This window comes from Brevundimonas sp. Marseille-Q4549 (assembly GCF_976940555.1).
Map to the genome: position 1 here is coordinate 1805991 of NZ_CDRHXG010000001.1, position 21772 is coordinate 1827762.

A 21772-nucleotide genomic window follows, 5' to 3' on the forward strand; every position below is an offset into this window, starting at 1 on the left:
TCCAGAACTATCCAACGACTGTCCGCGGAGATGCGAACATTGCCGATGCCTTCTTGTCCAACGAGGTCCTCAAGCGTGAAAGGCTGAGCGTCACCAGATTGCGCCGAGGTCTGACAAAGGGACGGGCTCGCGGCGACCAGAAGGGTCGCCGCGGCCGCAAGGCCAAGGAACGGGTTCATCACCAGGCCCGCGTCAACTGGATGGAGATGAATCGGCCAAGAACATTGGTGTTTGCGGCGTCGTAGGCGACGCCCTCGGGGGCGTCGTAGAAGGGCGGATCGGTGTTGAGAAGGTTCTGCACGTTCACCGTCAACGTCGTCCCCTCGAGCGGTCCGCGCATCGGCGCGTAGCGTATCTGGACGTCCGCTGTCGTCCATGAGCCGATGGGGCGACCCGTGACGTCCGGGTAGCCCCCGACGTAGTTGACCGCCGCCGAGGCGCCCCAGTCGCGACGGGTCCAGCTCGCAGACGCGCGCGCCCGCAGGTCCACCGGCAGGTTGGGACTATTGATGCCGGACTGAACAGGCGCGGTCGGGGTCGCCTGCGTATCGAACCGGTCCAAATAGGTCAGGTTGGCGTCGAGATCGAACGCGTGGTCGCCGATGTCGAAGGCGTAGCCGAGATTGGCGTCGATCCCTTCGAGAAGCACGCTGGACGTGTTCACAAACCGGGCATCGACGATGGCGCCATAGGCCTCGGCGGGGAACAGATCGGCAAGCGCTGTCGTCGGCAGGTCCAGCAACGCCTGCATGTCGGCGCGGTCCTGCGCGTTGTTGATCGGATCGATGATGCGAACGAAGGCCGACAGGGCGGGATTGGTGAGGGCGGTGGTGAGGGCCGTGAAGGCGGGCTGACCGATCTGGTTGTCGAAATCGATCCTGAACAAATTTAGGCCCACGCGAAGGCCGGGAAGGGCCGCTGGCCGATAGTCTCCGCCAAGCGTCCAGCTCTTGGCCTGCTCGGGCTCAAGGTCCGGATTGCCGCCGTAGAGAATTTCGGCCAGCACCTGCTGCGATCCGCGCGGGAGGAACGTCGGGCTCTGGTCCGCCGTCTCGTTCAACTCGCGCAGCGCCGGCGCGCGAAAGGACTCGCCGTAGTTGGCGCGCAGCACCAGTTCGGAATAGGGCTGCCACAGAACCCCGACCTTGGGGCTGGTCGTTTGACCGGCGTCGGAATAGTTCTCGAACCGTCCGGCAATCGATAGCTCAAGCCTCTCGAATCCAGCGCGGCGGTATGCGGCACTGAAGAGGGGGATGCGGACTTCCGCGAAGGCGGACGCCACCTCCCGGTCGAAGGCGACGGGGACGCCGACCGACGGCGCTACGCCTGATGTGAAGCTTGTGTCCTGACGTTCGAAGGTCTCGCGGCGGAAGGCGACGCCCGCGGCCAATTTGGCGTCCCCGGCGGGAAGGGTGAACAGGGACCCGTCCGCCAAGGCGTTGACGGACGAAACAGTCGTCTCCCCGACCCCGCGCGCCCAGCCGGAGCCGATGAAGGCCAAGGCTGCCGGCGAGCTGTTCGAGCCGTCGGCGAAGGGATTGAAGTATCCATCGCGCGGTGCGCTGTAGTTGGTCGCCGGATTATCGGCGATCGCGCCGAGCGCCTCGCGAAGGAAGGTGGAGTTCAGCTGATTGCTGCTCGAGTTTTCACCGTATTCGCGCGCGTAGGCGGCGTAAGCGTCCAGCCGCCAGCTTCCTGCCAGATCAATCTTGGCCCCGATCGAACCGCCCAGGCTTTCGGCGCGGCCTTCGATCCTCGGATTGCCGAGATCGCGGCCGAAATTATAGGCGATGATGTGTGATGTCGCGCCTGTCGGAGACACAAAATAGGGGTTAGCTGCGGTCACGGTGAAGGTCGTTGGAAACCCTTGAGACACCGCCTCGAACTCGCGCAGGCCATAGCGAACATCGGCGTTGACCGAGACGCGGTCGCCGAGGTCCTGATTGAGGACCAGATAGGCGCCGTGTCGGGTTTGCTCCGGCAGGACGTTCAGGCCGTCGCGGTGATTGTAGAGATTGCCCTGACCGACGATGAAGTCACTCGGGCTCAGGCCTTCGCCATTCTGCCCACTGGGGATGGCGTAGGTGGGGACATAGCCGCCGGCTGCGGCGTCGAAGACGACGATGTTGCCGGGGTTGCTGAAGATGCGACGCCGGTCGGAGCCTCCGAACCGCCGCAAGTCCGCGTCGTCGGCCCGGTCCCGCTCGGATGCCGCCAGGCGGCTTCGGTCATTGTATTCATAGGTGCCCAGGATCGAGCCTGACGACCACCGGCTCCCGACGGTGTGGGCAATCTGGAGCTCATCGCTCGCCCCATCCGAGGTGACGCCGTACCGGACCCGCGTCTCGGCGCCGTCATAGTCCTCACGCAGGATGATGTTGACCACGCCGCCCACGGCATCCGCTCCGTAAAGCGCTGACGCACCATCGAGCAGCACGTCGATGCGGGCCACGGCGCTGGTCGGTATTGTGGAGACATCGGCGAAGTCGCCCTTGTTTCCTGTGCCCGCCATTCGTCGGCCGTTGACCAGAACGAGAGTCGCATCGCTGCCCAAGCCGCGCAGATTGACGCCAGAGGCGTAAAAGCTGTTCGTACCCGTCCGGTCGCCGCCGTTGCTCATTGCGGCATCGTTACCGGTGCCGCCAAAGTTCTGGGGCAGGGCGGCAAGCGCTTGGGCAACTGTTCCATGCCCCTGTCGGTCGATATCGTCCCGGGTAACGGTGATGACCGGCGACGGGCCGTCGGCGACGCCGCGGATCAAACTGCCAGTGACGATCACTTCCGCGATCTCGATCGCGTCATCCGTCGCCTCTGCGCGGGCGGTGGGATCGAAGACGACGAGCGTGTTGGAGCTCGTTCGCCGGGCCCGTAGTCCGGTGCCCTGCAGCAGGGCGGTGAGGGCTTGGTCCGTCCCAAGCGCGCCATTGACGCCGGGGGACTGGCGGCCTGCGACGAGGTCGGTGGAGTAGAGAATTTGCTCGCCGCTTTGAGCCGCGAACAGGGGCAGTGCAGTTTGCAGCGGGCCGGCGGGAACGCGGAACTGCACGGCAGCCGTTTGCGTCTGGGCGATGACAGGCGTCGCCGAAGCGAGCATCAATACGCCAAGCGCAGTGGAACAAGGACCGATACGCATAACACTCCCCCGAAATGGATACCCGCACAGACGCGGGTCGGGGAAGAGACGAAGGGGCGCGGCAAAACCCCTCAGCGCACCGCCGCATTTTTCGCAGGGGCGTCACGAATGACGATCTCACCGGTTGGAGTACGCTCGGCGACGACGGGATAAAGCTCGACGAGCGCGGAGACGAACCCCTCGACGTCGCCCGTGTTGAAAGCGCCGCTGACGGCGATGCGGGAGATGGCAGGCGCCTGAAGAACGACCTTGGTGCGGCTGTAGCGATTGACCTCGGCGACGGCGGTTTCGACGGTGTCGCCAGCGAAGATCAGTCGGCCCGCCGTCCAACTCGTTTCCGAGGCGACGTCCACGGTTCGGACGGCGGGACGCGGCGAGGTCGTGATGATCTGCTGGCCCGGCGTGAGGGACCACCCCTGAGAGACCGCCGAACGAGCGCTTACATCGACCTTGCCCTCGACGAGGGTCACCTGAGCGCCGTCACCCGATCGACGCACGTCGAACCGGGTGCCGACGGCCGTCACTTCGATGTCCCCGGCGCTGACGATGAACGGGCGCGCACGATCGCCCCGAACCTCGAAGAAGGCCTGACCGCTCGCCAGTTCCACGGCGCGTCGCCGGCGGGTCAGCTTCACGCGGATGCTGGAGGCGGTGTCCAGCGTCACCCGCGACCCGTCAGCCAGGACCACCACCCGGCGCTCCCCTAAATCCGTCTCGTAAGACTGAGGGCGGCTGGACCATAGGGCGACGCCGACCGCAAGCGCGGCGATCGTGGCGATCGCCCCCAAGGGAACGACACTTTTGGCCAACCGGCTTTGGGATTGACGCGACGCGTCGGCTCGAGCGCGCGCACCCTGCGTCAAGGCGGCGATATCGGCGTCCCCCTTGAGGCTTCCCGCCGCCTCCCACATGGTCTCGATGCGCGAATAGGCTTCGGCGTTCTCCGGTTTGCGGCGCCATTGGCTGAAGGCTGTGATGTCCGAAGCCGCGACCCGCTTCTGGTTGAGGGTCGCGAACCATGACGCGGCTTCGCGGCGTCTTGCGTCCAGGTCTTTGTCGGCAGTCATCGTTCGTGCCTTAGACGTCCAGTTGCGCCATGCAGTGCTCGACAGCCTTGGCCATACGTCGTTCGACTGTAGCCAAGCTGATCCCGTGAGCCAGAGCAATCTCCGGGTATGTCATACCGTCAAACCGGCTCAAGACGAAGACGTCCCTGTAGAGAGGCGGCATCGTCTGCAGGATTTGCTTGAGATAGAGGCGATCAACAGGCGCGTCAGCCCCCGTGCTCAGGATCGGAGCCGCACCTTGCAACGCGCTGTCACGCCGGACCAGACGGCGATGCTCGTCGCGGACAAGGTTTAGCGCAACCCGAAGGAGCAGCGCCTTTGGGTGCCGGATGTCCTCAAGGAGATAGGGGGTGAGACGCAGATAGGTCTCCTGCACCACGTCGTCCGCCTCGTCGACGCCGACACGCCCGCGAAGCCGCTTTTCCAGCCATCCCGAATAGCGGCGGTAGAGCCCGTTGAGGCTCGCTGCTGCGCCCGGATTCAACTCCTTCACATCGCTCAACGCGACCTCCAGCCGGCTGTCAGACGGCGGGAATCCGAGAGCGCGTTCGCGCGGGCCGGACGCACTCAGGGGTGCGCCGCGGTCGATGGCGGACGGACGCCGCGCGTCAGGGCGCGGTCGTAAGGGTTGAGCTTCGCACAGGGGATTCCCGGCCCCTATCGACGCAAACGCCGACGGCTGAGCATGAATCAAACCGAGTCCGTGTGCAAGGCGGAGGGGGTCGGGCGAGGAATCCTCTGCGAAGAGGCCCGCTACTTCAGGGTGAAACGCCGCCTCCGCCAAAGGCAGGCCCCGGCTCAAGTCCCGCCCCTATATGACGGCGCCCGACACCAACCCGTTTAGGCGCCGTCACCCGCCAGGACAAGTCATCCGTGACGCACGATACGCGACCGGAACGACCGGGTTTGGCTGATGCGTTTCCGCAAGATTTTTGCGGAGTCGCCGCAAAGGGCTTGCGTTGTCGGGTCGGAGAGGGCGGGTCACGATACGACGGTCAAAGGCGAGGTAAATCATGCCCCCAGACGATCGAATGGATGTCGGATCGCAGCGCTTCGCGTTGAGCCCGAGGGAGCTCGAATGCCTCATCTGGGTCACGCGAGGAAAGAGTTCCGGGGATATAGGCGGCATCCTTGGACTGTCGCCCCGCACGGTCGACAGCTATTTGGAAAAAGTCTGTTCGAAACTCCGGGTCCGGACAAGAATCGAGGCGGTCGCAGTCGCAGTGCGGGCCGGCGTGATTGAACCGGATTAATGGGGCGCCACACGCAGCGCGCGATTTTTGATCAAGAATCGGATCATGTTCGCTTATCTGAACTGTGATCATATCGTCGATGCCCGGATCTGTTGTCCAAGCTTTCGCCAAGGAGATCGCATTTCGCGACGTACGGCGGCTTGAAACCTATCTTGCCGAGCATGTCGCGGCACGGTTCGACATCGCGGGCGACCTTATCGGCAGAACGGCGCTGCTCGGGTTCTGGCGCCGGCTCTTCCAAACCTATTCGCTCTTCGAACTGCACATCCTCAAATGCGTCGCCGAAGATGATCTCGTGATCGCGGAGAGCGCCTACCTCCTGGCGGCACGCCGCGGAGGATTGCTGGACGTGCGCGCCATCAGCGTCTTTGAGGTCGAGCAGGGCGTCATTACGCACTGGCGCGACCATGCGGATTTGGCGGAGGTGCCGCTGTCCGAGAAGGACCGGTGGCGGCGACTCAGTGCTGATCGTTGGTGAAGGGGAGGGGGCGGGCCGGGAACTTCTGTGTGAAGCTCGACGTCTTCACCCGTGATCGCCGCCGACGCAGAACGTCCCCTGGCTCAAGATCAAAGGCTATCCGGTCGAGGCCCGCCGACTGGCATCCTAACTGGAGTTTGAGCCAAGCCAAACCCTGATGCTTAGCGCTCGATCGTGGGACTAAGGTTGGCCGGAGCCCGTCAGCGGAAGAACGCGCGAGCGTTTATTTGGAGCGTGCGCCTTCACGCTCCAGTTTCCCGAGCTGTTCGCCGACGAAGTAAGGGGACTCAGCAGTCGGGAGGTCTGCGGAACATCCGGCCCAAACCTATGCTGGCTCAGACCGCGGGCGGCCTCGTCTTCTGCATGGCGCTTCTGCTGCTCGGCGCCCACAAGGTGCCGCTGCATTTTGGTTACGGCGCCATTCTGGGCGGCGTGATCGCCTGCTCGTTCGTGTTCGGCCCCCGCGATCGGGCGGGACTGATGATCGTCGGTGGCCTGGTCGTCGTTTGGGTTTTGGGAACGACCGGTTTTTATCTTTCGCGAGACCAGATCGTCCTGCATCCACATGAGCACCACAGCGCCGTCGCCGGGTATGCGCCACGGAAGACTGACTGAATGCCCAAAGCCGCCCTGACCGAGCCGTCGCCTCGCCCCGTCCGGATCGCGCGCGGCGGCTGGCTGGACGCGCTGCGTTTTATCGTCGGGGCGCTGATCATCCTCTACCATTTCCGCGAGGCCTCGCCCGTCCCGCTGCCACAGCTGCATCCGGTGTTCGAGCGCGGCTATCTGCTCACCGACTTCTTCATCATCGACTCCGGCTATGTCCTGGCCCGCATCTACGGCGACCGGTTCGCCGCCGGGCAGGCCTCGCTGCGCGCCTATTCGCGCCAGCGGTTGCTGCGGGTCGTCCCGGCCCACCTGGTCGTCAGCCTCATCCTCATCGCGCTCGTCGGCGGCACCGCCCTGGCGGGGATCGCGCCCAGCAATCCGCGCTGGTTCGACTGGTCGCAGCTGCCCGCGCAGGTGCTGCTGGTCCAGGCCTATGGCGTGCCGGGCGGGCAAGGGTGGAACGCGCCGACCTGGACCCTCTCGGCCCTGATCGGCTGCTACCTCCTGTTGCCCTGGATCTGCCGCGGCCTGTGGCGCTGGCCGCCGTTCGCTGTCGTGATCGGCGCGGCCCTCCTCGTCGTCGTCGCCGATGTCGCGGCCTCGCTCTGGCTCGGGGATCCGATCTACCGCCTGCCGATGCGCCACGGCATTCTCCGCGCCATGCCGCTCTTCCTGTTGGTCGTCGCGGCGGCCTTATACGGCGCGCGAGTTTATGTCGCGCCGGGCCGGGCCGGGCCGGGGCGGTCGGCGTTGGAGCCACCGTCGCTCTCATCGTGCTTCAGGCCTTCGGCGACTTCAGCCTGCTGTCGCTCGGCGATGTGCCGGTGCGCAACTCCTCGCGGCTGATCAAGCATCTGGCCCTGATGTCGTTCTCGATGTTCCTCACCAATGAGGTGAGCCGCATCGTCTGGTTCGGCCTGCTCGACGCCATGGGACAAGAGGTTTGGTCGTCCGGCGTACGCTGGGGCCTCTGGGGCGTCGGCTTCATAGGCGCCTTCGTGGCCGCCGCCGTGTGTCGCTACGGCTTCGACCGTCCGGTCCAGACCTGGCTAAATCCCCCCGGGAGACTCGATCGTCAGGCTCCGTTGTGACGTCCGAACACCCGCGTTGAGTCGTCATTGAGGATCAGCACCGTGGTGTAGGGCTCTCATCCAGCCGCCTCCATCCCCGGTGACCAGCGGGCATTCCTGGTCATTATCCGACGCGGAGCACGCCGAGGATCGGAGCGGAACAAGCTGATGTCCGATCGTTCCGGCCCCGAAGGGGCTGCAGATACGATCGGACCGGGTCGATCAGTTGTGGTAGGCGTGCCTCTGGGGCGCCGGCGTGTCCGACGGCGCCGGCGCGGGCGGCGCGGGTTCGGCCGGGGCGGGCTCGGTCTTCATCTCGTCGCAGCACGTCATGGGGGCGTCCGCGGCCATGTCCTTGCAACAATCGCAGCCTTCAACCGCCAAGGCGGCGCCCGCGCTCAGGGTCAGGATCGCGCCGGCGGCGGCCAGCAGGTTGGAAACCTTCATCGTCGTTCTCCTAGTGAACCATGAAGCTGACGGAACCGGACATCTTGTGACCGTCCGGGCCTTCGGCGGTCCAGGCGGCAGTGTAGGTGCCCGGCGCGAGGCGCGGAAGAGCCACGCCGACGGTGGCGGCGGCCGGTGCGGCGGGGACAGTGACGTCGACCGGAGCCTGCCCCTCGGCGGAGAGGGCGACGGTCTTGAGGACCATGGCGTGGGGGAAGGTGACGCTGAACCGCTCGGGCGACCCCTGGGTCATCGCGCCATTCGCAGGGACGGTCGTGATGCCAGATTGGGGCGCAGCGGCCTGGGCCGGCATAGCGTGACCCGCATGCGGGTCCTGGGCGGCGGCGGCGCCAGCGAACGCGAGGGCGGCGGTGACAACGAGAGTGCGGATCATGATGGGGTGGTCTCCTTCGGTTAGAACCAGGCCTTGAGGCCGACGACGAAGCGGGTGTCGTCGGTCTCGCCGCCTCGGGCCTCGATGTAGTCGGCGGTATCGCCGAACGCGCGGCTCCACTCGATGCCGACATAGGGGGCGAACTCCTTGCGGAATTCGTAGCGCAGTCGCAGGCCGGCCTCGATCGAGGACAGGCCCGAACCGATCTCCAGTTCCGGAATGTCGCTGGCCGAAGCGTCGATTTCGAGGCGGGGCTGAAGGATCAGGCGCTGGGTGATGCGCAGGTCGTATTCGGCCTCGACGCGGGCGGTCAGGTCGCCGTCGGTCGACAGGAAGGCGGCGGCGTCGACTTCCCACCAATGGGGCGCCAGGCCCTGCAGGCCGAGGACCAGATGCGTCGTATCTTCGCCGTCGGGCCGGAAGTCCTGTCGCACGCCGGCCTGGAGGTCCCAGAAGGGCGTCACGGCGCGGCTGTAGAGAGCCTGGACTTCGGCGTCCTCGAGCGCGCCGTTGAAATCGCCTTCGCCCTCGGATTTCCACCAGAAGCGGTTGATGTCGCCGCCCGTCCAGCCCTGGACGTCCCAGAGGTAGGTCTCGCCGCCGTCGCCGAAGCCGGCTTCGAGGCGATCGAGAATGACGGCCGTGGTGCGGACGTCGCCGTTTTCGTGAATCAGGGTCCGGCGAGAGGCGGCCATGGCCTCGGCGCCGAAGACGAGATCGGCAGCGTGGACAGGGCCGGCCAGGGCGGCGGGCGGGAGCGGGTCCTCCGGAGGACGGCCGGGGTTGTCGGCGCTGGTCGCCACATTGGGCGGCCCCATGCTCATGGTCGACATGTCATGCCCGGCGTGAGGGTCGGTCTGCGCGGGTGACATGGCCGACATGTCGTGGCCCGCGTGTGGATCAGCCTGGCCGGGCGTCGCCGCCGGCATCTGGTGTCCCGCCTGCGGGTCTACGGGCGCGGGCTGCGCCGGCATCCGGTGGCCTGCATGCGGATCCGCGGCGGGCGGCGTCTGCGCGGGCGGCATGACGTGACCGGCGTGCGGATCCTGCGCCGGTCGGGCCGGCGCCGCGGTCGCCGGCATAGTGTGGCCCGTGTGAGTGTCCTGGGCCTGGGCGCTGAAGGCGCTGACGGCGAGCACCAGCGGGGCGAGGGCGACGGCGAGGCGGCTCATGACGCGGCTCCGTCCATGGGCCGCACCGTCACAACATTGAACATGCCGGCGTGCATGTGCATCAGCATGTGGCAGTGGAAGGCCCAGTCGCCGGGCGCGTCGGCGGTCAGATCGAAGGTCACCTTGCCGCCGGGCGCGACGTTGACCGTATGCTTGAGGGGCTGGTGACCGGTGGGTCCGCCGGTCACCAGTTCAAAGAAATGACCATGCAGATGGATCGGGTGGGCCATCATGGTGTCGTTGACCAGGGTCACCCGCACCCGCTCGTTGCGCTCGAAGCGGATCGGTTCGACCAGTTCGCTGAACTTTCGGCCGTCGAAGCCCCACATGAACCGCTCCATGTTGCCTGTCAGGTGGATCTCCATCGTCCGAGACGGGGGGCGCGGGTCCTTGTTCGGCTGGAGCGACACCAGGTCGGTGTAGACGAGGACGCGATGATCGACGGTAGTGAGACCGATCGGACGCTCACCCAGACGGTTGGCGGGATCCATGGCGATCGCATCGACGCCGACGCCCACCGCCATGTCGGGCGGAGCGTTCTCGGGATCGCGCATGTTCATGCCCGACATGGACATCCCGGCCATTTCGCCGGCCGCGGGCGCGTTCTGGGCCGGAGCCGCGTGGTCCATGCCGGCCATCGCGCCATGATCCATACCGGACATGTCGCCCATCGCGCCGTGATCCATTCCGCCCATGCCCATGTCGCGCATGGTGAGGTTCGGGACCTCTCGCAGGGGAGGGACCTCGGCGGTCATGCCCAGGCGCGGCGCCAGGGTCGCCCGGCCCATGCCGGACCGGTCGATGGCTTCGGAGACGATGGTGTAGGCGCGGTCCTCGGTCGGCTGGACGATGACGTCGTAGGTCTCGGCGACCGAAATCTGGAACTCGTCCGTCTCGACCGGGCGCACGTTCTCGCCGTCGGCCTGCACCACGGTCATCGGCAAGCCCGGGATGCGAACGTTGAAGATGGACATGGCCGACGCGTTGATGATGCGCAGCCGCACCCGCTCGCCGGGCCGGAACAGGCCGGTCCAGTTCTCCTGCGGTCCATGGCCGTTGATCAGATAGGTGTAGGTCGACCCGCTGACGTCGAGGATGTCGCGCGGGTCCATCCGCATCTGGCCCCACATGCGCCGTTCCTCCAGGCTCATGCGGTCGCTGCCGTCCATGAGCCCCGCCAGCGTGGTGCGCTGCTGGTTGAAGTAACCCGGGCTCTTCTTCAGCTTGGCCAGGATTTCGTGCGGATGCATGAAACTCCAGTCCGACAGGACCAGCACATGCTCGCGGTCGTAGGCGACCGGATCGGCGCCCGCCGGGTCGATCACGATTGGGCCGTAGTGACCCATCGCCTCCTGTAGGCCAGAGTGACTGTGATACCAGAAGGTGCCCGACTGCTTGATCGGGAACTCGTAGACGAAGGTCTCACGGGCCTTGATGCCGGGGAAGCTGATGCCAGGAACACCATCCATCTGGAACGGGACGAGCAGGCCGTGCCAGTGGATTGAGGTGTCCTCGTCCAGCGTATTGGTCACCGCTAGCCGGACGTTCTGGCCTTCTCTAAGGCGTAGCAGCGGCGCCGGCAGAACGCCGTTGATGGTCACCGCATGGCCGGTGCGGCCGCCCACGGTGAAGGGCGTGTGTCCGACGGTCAGGTCGATGTTCGGTCCCGTCAGCGTCGGAAGATCCGCCCGCAGTCCCGCCGATCCGGTTTGCGCCCAGGCGGGGAGCAGACCCTGCAGGCCCAGCAGCCCGCCGCCGGCGGCTGCGCCACGGAGAAGCGTTCGGCGATCGAGGCGGGGCGTGGACATAGGCGAGAAATTCCTTGGTCGGGCTATTCAGCCGTTCGTTCAGATACGCGGCCGGGCGGCGTATCCCTCGCGTCAGGATGCCGCAGACGTCGGGATTGCAGCTTGTGCATCTTCCCATCAGGGCAAGGTCAAGCGTTTCCGCCGGAAGCTTGGGCCAAAGCCGCCGTCAAGGTCTTGCGGGCGCGGGCGACGCGGGTCTCGACCGCCTTGGGCGTAATACCGAGGATCGAGGCGATCTCGGCGTGAGACCGTCCCTCGAGCGTGGCGAGCAGAAGCGGCCCCTTCAGGGCGTCGGGAAGGTCCCGCAAGGCGCGTTGCAGAGCTTCGGCCCTGCGCTGATCGTCCAGCCGTGTCTCGGGTGACGGCGCATCGTCGCCCACCGCCGCCGCCTCGGGCGCCTCCAGGCCCATGACGCCGCGCACGACCCGGCGGACCGCGCGCCGCCGGCCCCAGTCTCGACATTTGTTGAGGGCGATGGAGCGAAGCCAGACGTCGAACGGCCGCGCCGGATCATACCGCCGCAGGGCGAGCCAGGCGGACGCATAGCTTTCCTGAAGCACGTCATGCGCTTCGGACTCGTCGCCGACATAGCGGCGCACGAACCGGTAGAGATCGGCCTTTGTGGCGGCCATCAAGGCGGTGAAGGCGGCCCGGTCTCCGGTCGCCGCACGGGCCTCGATGCTCTGCTCGGCACACACGCGCGCCGCTTAGCCGGCGTCGTCGTGCAGGGCCTCGACGACCGCGGCGTCGAACACCTCGGCCTGCGCCGGGGTCAGGACGGATCGCATCTCGAACACATGGGTGATTGTCGCCTTCTGCAGATCGCCCATGGCGGCGTGGAAATGATCGACCGCGGCCTGGACCTGGGGCGTGTCGCCGTCACTGGCGGCGATGGCGGCCGCCAGTTCGCGATTGGCCGCGCGCACTTCCGCTTCGAGCGCCGGCCGCAGAGCGGCGAACCGGGCTTCGACCACGTCGAGCCGTCGATCCTGCTCAGGGCTCAGGTCGAGTTTCTCATGGACGACGCTGTGCAGGCTTGGCGGCTGCCGCTCCCGCATGACCCAGGTCGCGCTCGCCCAGGTCGCCGCGCCGCTGGCCAGCGCGGCCAGGATGGCCGTGATAACGATCGACTTCCAGGCGGCCGTCATCCCCGAACGTCCAGGCCGGAGAGAGGCGACAAGCCCGCTGAGACGGAGAAAATCCGCATCTCGGACGGCTCCGGCCGCGGAGCCATGAGCATCAGCCATCCGTTCGCAACGCCGATCACCAGCGCGAGTGCAACGGCGGCGACCCGGACCTGACCAATGCGGGCGCGCTCCCTGCGTTCGCCGATCCGCACCCAGACCGCGTCTTCCATGCCGACCAGCCGGCCGGCGTCGCCCGGCCCCACCGCTGCGATCAATTCATTCATATCGTCAGTCATTGCGCACCTGCGTCACGCCCCATCTGCCATACGCGCCGGCCTTCCGGTCCCCTCACGAGGGGACGAGCCGTCGCCCGCGTAGATACCAGAGAACGACCGGGACGCGCCCTGTCGTCCGGGGAAAAGACGTGAGCGACAGAGCAGGGCCCACGCGGGTTCCATTCCCCGACGTGCTCGATCCGCTCACGGGCGTGAGGTTCTTTCTCGCCCTCGGCGTCGTGCTGTTCCACTTCCAGCTCTACTGGACGCTCCCGGCGGAGAGCGCGGGCTTGCTGAACCGCGCGCGCCTGGGCGTGGATGTCTTCTTCATCCTGTCGGGCTTCATCCTGACCCACGTCTACCTGCAGGGAGACCGGGCCCCGAACTACGGTCGATTCCTGGCGGCGCGCCTCGCCCGGATCTATCCGGCTCACCTGTTCATCCTCCTGGCCATGCTTGGGCTGGTGCTGATCGCGCCTGTGTTCGGCGTCGGGCTCGAGCCTGGCCGGTTCAATGCCGTCGACTTCGCGGGAACCCTGCTACTGATCCAGGCGTGGTTCCCGCGCCAGAGCATGGCGCTCTGGAACGGACCGGCCTGGTCGCTATCGGCGGAGTGGTTCGCCTATCTGGCCTTTCCCGCCTATGCCGCCCTCGCGCTCCGGCTGCGGGCCAGGCCGTGGGTCTTGATAGCCCTCGCCATGCTGTTGTTCGTCGCCCTCGACGCCGTCTACCGCGCCTGGTTCGGCCGAATGCTGCCTCGGGCCGAGGACAGCCTCGGGATCCTGCGGATCGTTCCCGAATTCCTTTACGGGATTGGCCTCTACTATCTCGGTCAGCGCTGGACGCCTTCGCCGCGAATGTCCCTCATGGGCGCCCTGGTCGCCACGACCCTGCTGCTGACGCTCATGCAGATCGGCGCCGACGACCGGGTCATCGTGGCGGCGGCCGGTCCCTTCATCCTGTCGCTCGCCCTGTTGGCCAAGGCTCCGGTCCGGACCTTCCTGTCTCACCCCGTGCTTCTGTTCGCCGGCGAGGCTTCGTTCGCCCTCTATCTCGTCCACATCCCCATCCTGATGGTGTGGCGTAACGCGGCGCAGGCGTTCGGCGGCTGGGGCGCCGACTATCGAATGGGCCTGGCTGAACTGGCCGCCATGCTTGTGTTGACGCTCGCCGCCGCGGCCGCCATCCATGTCTTCGTCGAGCAGCCCAGCCGACGGTGGCTGCGGGCGCGGCTGGCGCCGCAGCGCGCAGACCCTGTCGAGGCGCAGCGATCCGTCCACAGCGATCAGGGAGAACCCTTTTGAATCCCGCCAATCTGAACCGTCGTCTGCTCATGGGCGCGGCCGTCTTCATCGGCATGGGCGGGTCCGCCTGCGCCCAGACCCGTCCGTCCAGAAACCTCACGGTCTTCAAGACGCCGACCTGCGCCTGTTGCGACGCCTGGATCGCGCACATGCGCGAGGCGGGATTCACCACCACCATCACCGTCCTTCCGAGCCTTCAATCGGTCCGGAGCAGCCGCGGCATGCCGGACGCGCTCGCCTCCTGTCATACCGGTCTGATCGATGGTTATCTGGTCGAGGGTCATGTGCCGGCCCCGGACGTCATTCGACTGCTGACCGAGAGACCGGCAGCGGTGGGCGTCGCGGTCCCGGGCATGCCGCTCGGTTCGCCCGGCATGGAGACGCCGCAGGGGCACAAGGAGCCCTACGACACCCTGCTGGTGCTTCGCTCGGGCGCGACCCGCGTGTTCGCCCGCCACAACCCGCCGGCCTGACGCAGATCGCGCTCAGCCCGTTCAGATCACCCACAATCCGGAGTTCGCCATGTCCCGCACCTCTCTCGCACTCGTCCTGTCGCTCGCCGTGCTTTCGGCGACCCCCGTCTCCGCCCAGGACCACGCCCACGGGCATGCCCAGGCCGCCGGCTCGGTCGCCGCGGAAGCTGCGGACGCGGCGGCGGCCGTCGACGCCTTTCACGTCGCCCTGAAGGCCGGCGACACGGCCGTCGCCCTGACCCTGATGGCGCCGGATGTGATGATCTTCGAGGAGGGTGGCGCGGAGCGATCGCGCCACGAGTATGAGTCCCATCACCTGGGCTCGGACGCCGCCTTCGCCGCCGCCTCTGAAGCGACGGTGACGCGCAGATCGGGATGGGCCGATGGGGACATCGCCTGGATCACCAGCGAAGGCCGCACCACGGGCCAATTCAACGGCCGCGCCGTAGACCGCCTGACGACCGAAACCATGGTCCTCAAACGCCATGCCGACGGCTGGCGCATCCACCACATTCACTGGTCGTCACGCGCGCCCGGCTGACGCTCAGGCCCGCACCAGCGGGTCGCCGGCCCTGCGACTGCGGTGGGGAACCTCGAGAAGACGCCCGCCCTCGCGGGCGGGCGTCCCCGATCAAACGATCAGCAGCAGGTGCAGGCTTCCGCGCAGGCTGCGATAGCGTCACAGCAAGCGCATAGGGCCTGCGCCACGGCGTCCGGCGCGGCCGCGAAGGCGGCGGAACCGGAAGCCAGCAGCACCAGGGCTGCGATGGTGAGAGTGCGTTTCATGGTTTTGATCTCTGTTTGATTGAATGAGTTCGGTCTTCTTCAACAGGATCAGCGTCGTGGGGGCGGGTCGTCCGCCTCCGCAGTGAAATCGGCATGCCGCGCATCAAGGGAGGGATAGAGGACAGATGCATAGACCCGTGCGGGGGTGGGTTCACCGCCCTGGGGGACAAGGCCCTGGCAGATGGCCAGACACGCCTTATGGCACGAGATCCTGACGGTCTTCGGCTCGCACGGCACGCCGTCGCCGCTCATCGACATGGACGCCATATCCTGGTCGACCGGAGCTTCGCAGGCGATCGAAGCGGTGGACACGAACAGCACGGCAAACGCCGCTAGCAGCGCGGTCGTCAGTCGGACGAGGTCATGATGCAGGAACGGCATTGTCTGATCATACTTCAACGGTCGGCGGAGCGACGATCTCATTTTGATCATCGCAATCGAGCCTACAGAGACGCCGGGGGCGGCAAGGTTCCCATGACCGCCACGACGCCGATCAGGGCGAGTCCCAGACCCGTTTCGACCAACAGGCTGCGCCGGAGCGCGCTCATGGCGGCGACGGAGGGTTGGCCCGTCTCCACCGCAGAGCCCAGTGCCGGCGTCAGCCGGAACCGGTTGCTCGCCGCCAGCGCAAGCATCAAACCGAAGAGGACGAGCTTGGCGACCAGAAGCTGGCCGTAGAGGTTGCCCGCGATCGACGCCACGCGCTCGGGACCGATCAGGAACCAGCTGTTCACGAGACCGGTCAGCACCAGCAACAGGACCGCGAGCGTTCCAAGGCCGGCGAAGCCATGCAGGGCGCGATGGATTGCAAGGTCGTCCGGACCGGCTCGGCGCAGAAGCAGGGCCGTCAACGCCGCCAGGGCGCCCAGCCACAAGGCCGCTGCCACCGCGTGAACGATGTTGGCGACAAGATGGATGGGCCCGCCAGGGCCCTCGGTGGCCGCGCCGTGACCCGTCCATGCGAAGCTGGCGGCCACGATCAGACCCAAGGCGGCCGTCACGCTCCAGAGCGCGCGACCGGGTTTCAAGGCGACCAAGGCGACAAGCCCAAGCAAGGCGGCGGCGGCCCGCACGACCATCGCCATCCCCAGGGCCGTGCCGGTGACCATGAAGGACAGGGACGCGGGTTTGACGGCTTCGCTCAGCGACCCCGCCATGACGGCAGTCTGGGCCACCAGGGCGGCGAGCGAGCCGAGCGCGACGATGATCGCGGCGAGGCGCAATGTCGGTCGCGACCATTCCAGGTTCGGCGCGTCCGCGTTTCTGAAGCTGTAGAGAAGGAACAGCGGCGCGCCGAGAAGGACGACGCCGCCGCCGTATTGAAGCCAACGAAGCGCGATGACCGCGACTTCCAGCACGGCGTCAGCGCACTGTGAAGGTGTAGGATCCCGTCATGCGGTGGCCGTCGCTCGAGGCGATACGCCAGTCGACACGGTAGGCGCCGGCGGCCAGCGGGCGAGCCAGCGCGCCCGTGAGGGTTCTGCCGTCCTCGGCGACCGAGGTGCGGATCGCGATCTTCTCCCCCGCCGCATTGACGACGTCGAAGCCGGAAAACGCGGGAACGCTGCGTTCGCTGAAGGTCAGGGTCAGCGTCCGGGTCGCGGCCACGGTCGAGTCGGGCGCCGGGGTGGCGCTGACCAGGCGAGCGTGGGCCGCCGCCGGTCCGGCGGCGAAGGCCACGACCGCCGCGACGGCGATGAAGGGCGCGGGGTGGAAGTAACGCATACTCAGTCTCCAGACGTTTGGCCGGTCCCGGCCTTCTGCTTCTCTACGCGCCACACGACCGCGTCCCTCATGAAGAAGAAGCGGGCGGCGGCTGAGGCCTTCCCCCGCACGCCGGGGTCAGCGGCGACGCTTCTCGAGGAGCGCCTGCATCTGGGCGATCTCCTCCTGTTGACCACGCACGATGCCGTCGCACAGGGCGATGATCTCCGGATCGGTCAGGGAGGCTTGCTCGCACATCAACACGGCCCCGGAATGGTGCGGGATCATTGATCGCAGGAATTCGTCGTCGCCAACGAACGCCTGGGTGCGCATGCCGATGAAGCTGCCGACGAAGATTACGGCCGCGACCGCGCCAATGGCCAGGTTCGTTTTGCGCGACGGGTACATGGACCGCATGAAGACGAGCATGAGGACCGCCATCGGCGCGACCATCATCAGGGTCATGTAGACGTTGTTCAGGTTGAGATAGAAGTGACCGAGCGTGGCGATCATCGTGTACATGACCAGGTACATGATGACGAAGTCGAGCGCCAACTCGAGGTACAGGCTCCGATAAGGGCCGAGTCCACGAGCGTTGCCTTGCCCGCCGTGGTCCATCTGTTGATGAGACATCGTCCGTATCCTCTTCAGAAATTTCAGTTCGTCATCGCCTGCCGCTGCGAATGCTTGGAGACTGCGGTCAGCGTCTAACTCAATCCGGCCCGTCACAGCCGGTTCCTCCCTTCGGTGGGTGGGCGGACTGTTGATTGGCTATCCTGGCTAAAGCTTCACCGCCCGCAGTCTCAGCGCATTGCCGATGACGCTGACCGAGGAGAGCGCCATTGCGAGCGCCGCAAGGGCAGGCGAGAGAAGCCAGCCGAAGACGGGATAAAGCAGGCCGGCCGCCACGGGGATGCCAAGGGCGTTGTAGCCGAAGGCGAAAACGAGGTTCTGGCGGATGTTGCCCATCACCGCGCGGGACAGATGCCGTGCCCGCACGATGCCTTGCAGATCACCGCCCAGCAGCGTGACGCCGGCGCTCTCGATGGCGACGTCCGAACCCGCCCCCATGGCGACGCCGACATCGGCTGCGGCGAGGGCAGGGGCATCGTTGACGCCATCCCCCGCCATGGCGACGATCCGACCCTGCGAACGAAGCTGTTGAACCACAGACGCCTTTTCCTGCGGCAGAACCTCCGCCTGGACTTCGTCGATGCCGAGGCGCCGCGCGACCGCTTCGGCCGTCGTCCGGTTGTCCCCGGTCATCATCACCAGCCGCAGACCGGCCGCTTTCAGCGCGAGGATCGCAGCCGGCGTGGTGGCCTTGATGGGATCGGCGATGCCGATGACCCCGGCCGCCTTTCCGTCGATCGCCACGAATATGGCGGTGGCGCCGTCGTGGCGAAGGGCCTCCACCTTCGGCTCCAGCGCGGAGACGTCGATCGAAAGCTCGCCGAGAAAACGGGTGTTGCCCAAGGCGACCTGGCGGCCCTCAATCGTCCCGCGGACGCCGCGACCGACCGGGCTGTCGAAGTCCACGGCCTCGGTAAGGGGGATGTCCCGGTCCTTGGCTGCCCGGACAATCGCGTCGGCCAACGGATGTTCGCTGCCTCGCTCGAGGCTGGCCGAAAGACGCAGGATGTCGGCTTCGACAAAGCCTTGGGCGGGCAGGATTGCCGTCACCGACGGACGGCCCTCCGTCAGGGTGCCGGTCTTGTCCAGAACGAGGGTGTCGACTTTCTCGAAGCGTTCGAGCGCCTCGGCGTTCTTGATCAGGACGCCGGCGTGGGCGCCACGTCCCACCCCGACCATGATCGAGATCGGCGTGGCCAGACCCAACGCACAGGGACAGGCGATGATGAGCACCGAAACGGCGGCGACCAGGGCGTAGGACAGGCGGGGTTCGGGACCGACCAGGCCCCAGACGACGGCGGCGAGCAGGGCGATCGCGATCACGGTGGGAACGAACAATCCGGAGACCGTATCGGCCAGCCGCTGGATCGGGGCGCGACTGCGCTGGGCCTGGGCCACCATCTGGACGATCTGCGCCAGCAGGGTGTCAGCGCCCACCTTGTCGGCGCGCATGATGAAGGATCCGGTCTTGTTGAGCGCGCCGGCCACGACGCGGTCGCCGACGTCCTTGGTCACCGGCATGGACTCGCCGGTCACCATGGATTCATCGACAGCGACCCGACCCTCCAGGAGTTCGCCATCGACCGGGATCTTCTCTCCGGGCCGGACCCGCAGGCGGTCGCCGACGAAGACCTGGTCAAGCGAGACGTCTTCATCGACGCCGTCTGCCCGGATTCGGCGGGCGGTCTTTGGTGTGAGGTCCAGTAGGGCGCGGATCGCGCCCGACGTCTGTTCGCGGGCGCGCAGTTCCAGGATTTGCCCGACGAGGACCAGCACGGTGATGACCGCCGCCGCCTCGAAATACACCGGCGCGCTGCCGTCGGCCTTCAGGAAGGCGGGCGGGAACAGGGTTGGCGCGACGACGGCCACGACGCTGTAAAGCCATGCCACGCCGACCCCCATGGCGATCAGGGTGAACATATTCAGCCGACGGGTGCGCAGCGATGTCCAGCCGCGCTCGAAGAAGGGCCAGCCGCACCAGAGAACCACGGGGGTCGCCAAAGCGAACTGGATCCAGTTCGACATCTGGCCCGGGATGAGCATGTGGAGATTGGCCAGGTGTCCGCCCATTTCCAGGGCGAAAACCGGCAGGGTCAGGACCAGACCGACCCAAAAGCGTCTGGTGAAGTCGATCAGCTCGTGGTTGGGCGGGGCTTCCGCCGTGACCGTCTCCGGCTCAAGCGCCATGCCGCAGATCGGGCAGGAGCCTGGGCCTTCCTGCCGGATCTCGGGGTGCATCGGGCAGGTGTAGATGGCGCCGGGAACGGCCGGCTCGGCCTCCACGCGAGGGTTCAGGTAACGCATCGGATCGCCGATGAATTTGGTCCGGCAACCCGCCGAGCAGAAGAAATAGTCCTGACCGCCATGACTGGCTCGGTGAGCGGTAGTCGTCGGATCGACCGACATGCCGCAGACGGGATCCTTGACCGTAGCCGCGCTATCCGAGGCCTTCGCCCCGCAGCAGGCGTGACCCGAGGCATGATTGTGAGGATGCGTGGACATGTCGCTCTCTCCGGCTGACCGAAGGACTCACATATACCCATGGGGGGTATATCGCAAGATACCCGTCTGGGGTATATGAGGGTGCTCAGGAGGACAGGCCGCATGCAAACCGACACGAAACCCAAAGTCCTCAACAGGCTCAGCCGGATCGAAGGCCAGGTGCGGGGAATCTCCCGCATGGTTGAAGATGACCGGTATTGCGTCGACTTGCTGACCCAACTTCAGGCCGTTCGAGCCGCGCTCCATCGCGTGGAGACCAAAGTGCTACGGGATCACCTCGACCACTGCGTCATGGGCGCCATGACGGGCGACGATCCCGAGGATCGCAAGGCCAAGGCCGGCGAGCTGATCGAGCTCTTGGCGCGGGCCGGACGGTAGAGTTGGCGGAACGAATGGGCCCTCCTGGTCGCTAACGTCGGGATCCCAAGGAGCCGTCATGAAACGCATCAGCCTCGTCCTCGCCGCCTGCGCCTTGGCTACGGCCTGTTCCCCGCAAGCCGAAGAGCCCGCCGTAGCCGCGCCTGAGGCCGCCGCAGCGGCGCCCGCCCATGGCGGAATGGAGGGCGGCATGGCTGCGCCTGCGCCCGGCGACTCCGTCGCCACCCAGGGCTACAAGGCCTCGATGAACACGATGATGGAGGCGATGCCCGCCTTCACCGGGGACGCGGACATCGACTTCATGAAGCAGATGCGAGGTCACCACGTCGCAGCCGTATCGATGGCTCGTGTGGAGCTCGCGCAAGGCAAGGACGCCCAAGCGCGGAACCTGGCCCAGGAAGTGATCACGGCGCAGGAGCGCGAAATCACCCTGATCGACGCTTGGCTCGCTCAGAAGGGAGCGTCGGCGACTCCCCCGCCTGATCGCGAGATCAGCGAACCGCGTCCGAGGACCAACGGATGTGCGTAATCCGCCATCTGTCGTCCTCGTGGCGAAAGACCGATCGGCCAGTCCCGCCGTCGTCGAAAATCAGGACGCCGTGGGCCACAACGCAAGTGCGGCGTTGGCATTCCGGTGTTCGAGCGCGGCATGAAAGGCACCGACGACACTTGTCGCTCTCGCGATACGATCGAGCCGATAGGCTCGACGACGAACGTGCGGGCAGATACAGTGTACGTCTAAGTGATGGTGCAAGGTGGCAGGGCGAATCGAACTCGTTGCATTGCATCTCAGTGCTCCGGAAGTCCGATAGACCGCAAAAGATGACGAATTCACGCAAATGTTATTGCTTAGAATTTCCTGAATGTTTTCAGAATACTTCCCGTCTGTCGGTTGTTCAGTCGGTCCGGCGGCCGATAAGCGAGAAAAAACCCCAAGCCGATCAGCGGCTTGGGGTACTTTGTCTAATCGAGTGGGAATAATTCAGGCCTTTCGGGAGCTTTCGATATCGCTTCCGAAATCGCGGATAAGCCACTGACTAAAATGTGAATTCTGACGAGACCCTTCGAAGCCTTTCGGAGGGTCTCGCTTTTGTGATGCCGACCCTTCTGACGGTATCGCTCGCCGTTGCCCGCCCGGCCCAGGGCCCATACCGTCAGG

At 66.2% G+C, this 21772-nt stretch carries 26 protein-coding genes; 10 read left to right on the forward strand and 16 right to left on the reverse strand.

The features are described 5' to 3' along the window. Nucleotides 1-178: 178 nt before the first annotated feature. The 3 genes from ACWPV3_RS08870 to ACWPV3_RS08880 all read right to left on the reverse strand — a co-directional run bounded on the left by ACWPV3_RS08870 (nucleotide 179) and on the right by ACWPV3_RS08880 (nucleotide 4693). Entirely contained in the window at nucleotides 179-3094 is a 2916-nt protein-coding gene (locus tag ACWPV3_RS08870) for a TonB-dependent receptor (RefSeq protein WP_453977634.1), read from the reverse strand. A 110-nt stretch (nucleotides 3095-3204) separates the two neighbouring features. Further along, a complete protein-coding gene (locus ACWPV3_RS08875) occupies nucleotides 3205-4200 on the reverse strand; it encodes a FecR family protein (RefSeq protein WP_453977635.1) in 996 nt (331 codons plus the stop codon). A gap of 10 nt (nucleotides 4201-4210) precedes the next feature. Then, nucleotides 4211-4693, reverse strand: coding sequence for an RNA polymerase sigma factor (locus ACWPV3_RS08880; RefSeq protein WP_453978517.1), 483 nt, complete (start codon nucleotides 4691-4693; stop codon nucleotides 4211-4213). Nucleotides 4694-5231: 538 nt separating this feature from the next. Here ACWPV3_RS08880 and ACWPV3_RS08885 point away from each other — a divergent pair. The 5 genes from ACWPV3_RS08885 to ACWPV3_RS08905 all read left to right on the forward strand — a co-directional run bounded on the left by ACWPV3_RS08885 (nucleotide 5232) and on the right by ACWPV3_RS08905 (nucleotide 7631). Next, complete coding sequence (locus tag ACWPV3_RS08885; RefSeq protein WP_135195822.1) at nucleotides 5232-5453, forward strand: helix-turn-helix transcriptional regulator; 222 nt, start codon at nucleotides 5232-5234, stop codon at nucleotides 5451-5453. Between the two features lie 79 nt (nucleotides 5454-5532). Beyond that, complete coding sequence (locus tag ACWPV3_RS08890) at nucleotides 5533-5931, forward strand: nuclear transport factor 2 family protein (protein ID WP_453977636.1); 399 nt, start codon at nucleotides 5533-5535, stop codon at nucleotides 5929-5931. A 327-nt stretch (nucleotides 5932-6258) separates the two neighbouring features. Then, the gene (locus ACWPV3_RS08895; RefSeq protein ID WP_453977637.1) at nucleotides 6259-6546 is read left to right on the forward strand and encodes a hypothetical protein; all 288 of its coding nucleotides are present in this window, start codon (nucleotides 6259-6261) and stop codon (nucleotides 6544-6546) included. Further along, on the forward strand, nucleotides 6547-7386 hold the full coding sequence (locus ACWPV3_RS08900; RefSeq protein ID WP_453977638.1) for an acyltransferase family protein: 840 nt from the start codon (nucleotides 6547-6549) through the stop codon (nucleotides 7384-7386). Continuing rightward, nucleotides 7314-7631 carry a hypothetical protein gene (locus ACWPV3_RS08905; protein WP_453977639.1) on the forward strand — a complete coding sequence of 106 codons (318 nt, stop codon included), beginning with the start codon at nucleotides 7314-7316 and terminating at the stop codon, nucleotides 7629-7631. Before ACWPV3_RS08900 ends, ACWPV3_RS08905 begins: the two co-directional genes overlap by 73 nt. 201 nt (nucleotides 7632-7832) lie before the next feature. On the opposite strand, the gene ACWPV3_RS08910 is transcribed toward ACWPV3_RS08905, so the two are convergent. From ACWPV3_RS08910 to ACWPV3_RS08940, 7 genes are all read right to left on the reverse strand, one after another. Then, nucleotides 7833-8057: an ammonium transporter family protein gene (locus ACWPV3_RS08910; protein ID WP_426017577.1), complete on the reverse strand. Its 225-nt coding sequence runs from the start codon at nucleotides 8055-8057 to the stop codon at nucleotides 7833-7835. Between the two features lie 10 nt (nucleotides 8058-8067). Then, nucleotides 8068-8451, reverse strand: coding sequence for a copper resistance protein CopC (locus ACWPV3_RS08915; protein WP_183204883.1), 384 nt, complete (start codon nucleotides 8449-8451; stop codon nucleotides 8068-8070). Between the two features lie 20 nt (nucleotides 8452-8471). Next, complete coding sequence (locus tag ACWPV3_RS08920) at nucleotides 8472-9623, reverse strand: copper resistance protein B (protein WP_453977640.1); 1152 nt, start codon at nucleotides 9621-9623, stop codon at nucleotides 8472-8474. Further along, nucleotides 9620-11431, reverse strand: coding sequence for a copper resistance system multicopper oxidase (locus tag ACWPV3_RS08925; protein ID WP_453977641.1), 1812 nt, complete (start codon nucleotides 11429-11431; stop codon nucleotides 9620-9622). The genes ACWPV3_RS08920 and ACWPV3_RS08925 overlap by 4 nt, the downstream gene beginning before the upstream one ends. A gap of 128 nt (nucleotides 11432-11559) precedes the next feature. Continuing rightward, nucleotides 11560-12129: an RNA polymerase sigma factor gene (locus ACWPV3_RS08930; RefSeq protein ID WP_008260971.1), complete on the reverse strand. Its 570-nt coding sequence runs from the start codon at nucleotides 12127-12129 to the stop codon at nucleotides 11560-11562. A gap of 9 nt (nucleotides 12130-12138) precedes the next feature. Further along, nucleotides 12139-12579, reverse strand: a complete 441-nt coding sequence (locus tag ACWPV3_RS08935) for a Spy/CpxP family protein refolding chaperone (RefSeq protein WP_312571638.1) — start codon at nucleotides 12577-12579, stop codon at nucleotides 12139-12141. Continuing rightward, on the reverse strand, nucleotides 12576-12842 hold the full coding sequence (locus tag ACWPV3_RS08940; protein WP_453977642.1) for a hypothetical protein: 267 nt from the start codon (nucleotides 12840-12842) through the stop codon (nucleotides 12576-12578). The genes ACWPV3_RS08935 and ACWPV3_RS08940 overlap by 4 nt, the downstream gene beginning before the upstream one ends. A gap of 140 nt (nucleotides 12843-12982) precedes the next feature. On the opposite strand from ACWPV3_RS08940, the gene ACWPV3_RS08945 reads away from it, so the two are divergent. From ACWPV3_RS08945 to ACWPV3_RS08955, 3 genes are read left to right on the forward strand one after another with little or no spacing between them, the layout of a single operon-like run. Next, on the forward strand, nucleotides 12983-14137 hold the full coding sequence (locus ACWPV3_RS08945) for an acyltransferase family protein (RefSeq protein WP_453977643.1): 1155 nt from the start codon (nucleotides 12983-12985) through the stop codon (nucleotides 14135-14137). Continuing rightward, nucleotides 14134-14610, forward strand: a complete 477-nt coding sequence (locus ACWPV3_RS08950; protein WP_312571641.1) for a DUF411 domain-containing protein — start codon at nucleotides 14134-14136, stop codon at nucleotides 14608-14610. Before ACWPV3_RS08945 ends, ACWPV3_RS08950 begins: the two co-directional genes overlap by 4 nt. Before the next feature lie 49 nt (nucleotides 14611-14659). After that, nucleotides 14660-15151: a nuclear transport factor 2 family protein gene (locus ACWPV3_RS08955; RefSeq protein WP_313633042.1), complete on the forward strand. Its 492-nt coding sequence runs from the start codon at nucleotides 14660-14662 to the stop codon at nucleotides 15149-15151. 98 nt (nucleotides 15152-15249) lie between these two features. Here the strand turns inward: ACWPV3_RS08955 and ACWPV3_RS08960 are convergent, their stop codons facing one another. The 6 genes from ACWPV3_RS08960 to ACWPV3_RS08985 form a co-directional block, all read right to left on the reverse strand. Further along, the gene (locus tag ACWPV3_RS08960; RefSeq protein WP_313633041.1) at nucleotides 15250-15396 is read right to left on the reverse strand and encodes a hypothetical protein; all 147 of its coding nucleotides are present in this window, start codon (nucleotides 15394-15396) and stop codon (nucleotides 15250-15252) included. A gap of 48 nt (nucleotides 15397-15444) precedes the next feature. After that, nucleotides 15445-15777, reverse strand: a complete 333-nt coding sequence (locus ACWPV3_RS08965; RefSeq protein ID WP_453977644.1) for a hypothetical protein — start codon at nucleotides 15775-15777, stop codon at nucleotides 15445-15447. Nucleotides 15778-15839: 62 nt separating this feature from the next. After that, the gene (gene copD / locus ACWPV3_RS08970) at nucleotides 15840-16754 is read right to left on the reverse strand and encodes a copper homeostasis membrane protein CopD (protein ID WP_453977645.1); all 915 of its coding nucleotides are present in this window, start codon (nucleotides 16752-16754) and stop codon (nucleotides 15840-15842) included. A gap of 4 nt (nucleotides 16755-16758) precedes the next feature. Beyond that, nucleotides 16759-17121: a copper homeostasis periplasmic binding protein CopC gene (gene copC / locus ACWPV3_RS08975; RefSeq protein ID WP_066628235.1), complete on the reverse strand. Its 363-nt coding sequence runs from the start codon at nucleotides 17119-17121 to the stop codon at nucleotides 16759-16761. 117 nt (nucleotides 17122-17238) lie between these two features. Further along, on the reverse strand, nucleotides 17239-17733 hold the full coding sequence (locus ACWPV3_RS08980) for a DUF305 domain-containing protein (RefSeq protein WP_244093364.1): 495 nt from the start codon (nucleotides 17731-17733) through the stop codon (nucleotides 17239-17241). Between the two features lie 147 nt (nucleotides 17734-17880). Continuing rightward, nucleotides 17881-20235: a heavy metal translocating P-type ATPase gene (locus ACWPV3_RS08985; RefSeq protein WP_453977646.1), complete on the reverse strand. Its 2355-nt coding sequence runs from the start codon at nucleotides 20233-20235 to the stop codon at nucleotides 17881-17883. A gap of 102 nt (nucleotides 20236-20337) precedes the next feature. On the opposite strand from ACWPV3_RS08985, the gene ACWPV3_RS08990 reads away from it, so the two are divergent. Both ACWPV3_RS08990 and ACWPV3_RS08995 read left to right on the forward strand, forming a co-directional pair. After that, nucleotides 20338-20613, forward strand: coding sequence for a metal-sensitive transcriptional regulator (locus ACWPV3_RS08990; protein ID WP_453977647.1), 276 nt, complete (start codon nucleotides 20338-20340; stop codon nucleotides 20611-20613). A gap of 58 nt (nucleotides 20614-20671) precedes the next feature. Continuing rightward, a complete protein-coding gene (locus tag ACWPV3_RS08995; protein WP_453977648.1) occupies nucleotides 20672-21142 on the forward strand; it encodes a DUF305 domain-containing protein in 471 nt (156 codons plus the stop codon). Nucleotides 21143-21772: the final 630 nt, after the last annotated feature.

Coding starts and splice junctions, on each gene's coding strand:
- ACWPV3_RS08870 (WP_453977634.1), bottom strand. CDS start 3,094: ATGCTCGCTTCGGCGACGCCTGTCATCGCCCAGACGCAAACGGCTGCC.
- ACWPV3_RS08875 (WP_453977635.1), bottom strand. CDS start 4,200: ATGACTGCCGACAAAGACCTGGACGCAAGACGCCGCGAAGCCGCGTCA.
- ACWPV3_RS08885 (WP_135195822.1), top strand. CDS start 5,232: ATGGATGTCGGATCGCAGCGCTTCGCGTTGAGCCCGAGGGAGCTCGAA.
- ACWPV3_RS08890 (WP_453977636.1), top strand. CDS start 5,533: ATGCCCGGATCTGTTGTCCAAGCTTTCGCCAAGGAGATCGCATTTCGC.
- ACWPV3_RS08895 (WP_453977637.1), top strand. CDS start 6,259: ATGCTGGCTCAGACCGCGGGCGGCCTCGTCTTCTGCATGGCGCTTCTG.
- ACWPV3_RS08900 (WP_453977638.1), top strand. CDS start 6,547: ATGCCCAAAGCCGCCCTGACCGAGCCGTCGCCTCGCCCCGTCCGGATC.
- ACWPV3_RS08910 (WP_426017577.1), bottom strand. CDS start 8,057: ATGAAGGTTTCCAACCTGCTGGCCGCCGCCGGCGCGATCCTGACCCTG.
- ACWPV3_RS08915 (WP_183204883.1), bottom strand. CDS start 8,451: ATGATCCGCACTCTCGTTGTCACCGCCGCCCTCGCGTTCGCTGGCGCC.
- ACWPV3_RS08920 (WP_453977640.1), bottom strand. CDS start 9,623: ATGAGCCGCCTCGCCGTCGCCCTCGCCCCGCTGGTGCTCGCCGTCAGC.
- ACWPV3_RS08925 (WP_453977641.1), bottom strand. CDS start 11,431: ATGTCCACGCCCCGCCTCGATCGCCGAACGCTTCTCCGTGGCGCAGCC.
- ACWPV3_RS08935 (WP_312571638.1), bottom strand. CDS start 12,579: ATGACGGCCGCCTGGAAGTCGATCGTTATCACGGCCATCCTGGCCGCG.
- ACWPV3_RS08940 (WP_453977642.1), bottom strand. CDS start 12,842: ATGAATGAATTGATCGCAGCGGTGGGGCCGGGCGACGCCGGCCGGCTG.
- ACWPV3_RS08955 (WP_313633042.1), top strand. CDS start 14,660: ATGTCCCGCACCTCTCTCGCACTCGTCCTGTCGCTCGCCGTGCTTTCG.
- ACWPV3_RS08960 (WP_313633041.1), bottom strand. CDS start 15,396: ATGAAACGCACTCTCACCATCGCAGCCCTGGTGCTGCTGGCTTCCGGT.
- ACWPV3_RS08965 (WP_453977644.1), bottom strand. CDS start 15,777: ATGCCGTTCCTGCATCATGACCTCGTCCGACTGACGACCGCGCTGCTA.
- copC (WP_066628235.1), bottom strand. CDS start 17,121: ATGCGTTACTTCCACCCCGCGCCCTTCATCGCCGTCGCGGCGGTCGTG.
- ACWPV3_RS08980 (WP_244093364.1), bottom strand. CDS start 17,733: ATGTCTCATCAACAGATGGACCACGGCGGGCAAGGCAACGCTCGTGGA.
- ACWPV3_RS08985 (WP_453977646.1), bottom strand. CDS start 20,235: ATGTCCACGCATCCTCACAATCATGCCTCGGGTCACGCCTGCTGCGGG.
- ACWPV3_RS08990 (WP_453977647.1), top strand. CDS start 20,338: ATGCAAACCGACACGAAACCCAAAGTCCTCAACAGGCTCAGCCGGATC.
- ACWPV3_RS08995 (WP_453977648.1), top strand. CDS start 20,672: ATGAAACGCATCAGCCTCGTCCTCGCCGCCTGCGCCTTGGCTACGGCC.